Annotated in this window: 3 protein-coding genes; all 3 read left to right on the forward strand. The window is 36.3% G+C overall.

Annotated features, from left to right (window positions below; genetic code table 11):
• Positions 1 to 491, forward strand: a 491-nt coding sequence (locus EKL98_RS15885; RefSeq protein WP_199740732.1) for a DegT/DnrJ/EryC1/StrS family aminotransferase, incomplete at its 5' end; no start/stop codon positions are given.
• A 2-nt stretch (positions 492 to 493) separates the two neighbouring features.
• On the forward strand, positions 494 to 934 hold the full coding sequence (locus tag EKL98_RS15890; protein WP_126563138.1) for a nuclear transport factor 2 family protein: 441 nt from the start codon (positions 494 to 496) through the stop codon (positions 932 to 934).
• A 6-nt stretch (positions 935 to 940) separates the two neighbouring features.
• The coding region (locus tag EKL98_RS15895; RefSeq protein ID WP_126563139.1) for an SDR family NAD(P)-dependent oxidoreductase at positions 941 to 1407 on the forward strand (467 nt) is incomplete at its 3' end.

A 1407-nucleotide genomic window follows, 5' to 3' on the forward strand; every position in this document is an offset into this window, starting at 1 on the left:
GAGGAATCGTAAACCACGGAATGTACGAGCGTTACCATCACGATGTAGTTGGTGTGAATTCACGTTTAGACAGTATTCAAGCGGCAGTTTTGAATGCTAAATTACCTTTATTGGATGAATACAATACGGCACGTCAAAATGCTGCCAGAAAATATACAGCAGCTTTTGAAGGTCATAAAAACATCATTGCGCCAAGTATTTGCGACATATGCGATTGTCACGTTTTTCATCAATATGTGTTGCGAATTATTGATGCCGATAGAGATGCTTTGATGCAACATTTGTTGAATAAAGGAATTCCTTGTGCGATTTATTATCCAATTCCATTGCATTCCCAAAAAGCGTATTTGGATGTTCGTTACAAAGAAGACCATTTTCCAGTAACCAATCAATTGGTGAAAGAAGTAATTGCGTTGCCAATGCACACCGAATTAGATGATGAGCAAATTCAATTTATAACAGATAGCATTTTGGAATTTTTAAACAAATAACGATGAAATACTTTTTGACAATTTTTGCGGTAGTTTTGTTTCATTTTTCAGGTTCAGCTCAGAATAAATCTAAAGACGAAATGGATGTTGCTAATCGTGTCGAAACTTTGCGTCAAGCAATGATTGATGCCGATGGTGCTAAATTAAAAGAACTCACTTCGGCTGGTTTAAGCTATGGACATTCTAATGGTAATGTCCAAAATCAAGCCGTTTTTGTTGAAAAAATCACCAATGGTGAATCTGATTTTGTGACGATTGAGTTTCAAAATCAAACCATTGAAATTGTGGGAGATAATGCCATTGTTCGCCACAATTTAGTCGCTCACACCAAAGATGGCGGAATAGATAAAGATATAAAAATTGGGATAATGCTGGTTTGGCAAAAACAAAAAAACAAATGGTTACTCATTGCCAGACAGGCATATAAATTACCTACAACATAAAAAAAGATGAAAATACTAGTAACAGGAGGGTTAGGTTTTATCGGTTCACATACTGTTGTCGAATTGCAAAATCAGGGTTTTGAAGTCGTGATTGTTGATGACCTTTCGAATTCATCGGAAGAAGTTTTAAAAGGAATTGTTGCTATTACCAATAAAAAACCATTATTCGAAAAGCTGGATTTGCGTGAAAAAGGACAAGTGCAGGATTTTTTCAAAAAGCACCAAGATATTTCGGGAGTCATTCATTTTGCAGCTTCGAAAGCGGTAGGAGAAAGTGTTGGAAACCCATTGTTGTATTATGAAAACAACATCAACAGTTTGGTTTACTTGCTTCAGGAATTGCAGAAATTACCGGAGTCCAACTTCATTTTTAGTTCGTCTTGCACGGTTTACGGTCAAGCCGAAAAAATGCCGATTACCGAAGATGCATCTATTCAAACCGCAATGTCACCTTACGGAAATACAAAACAAAT

This window comes from Flavobacterium bomense, from assembly GCF_003970355.1.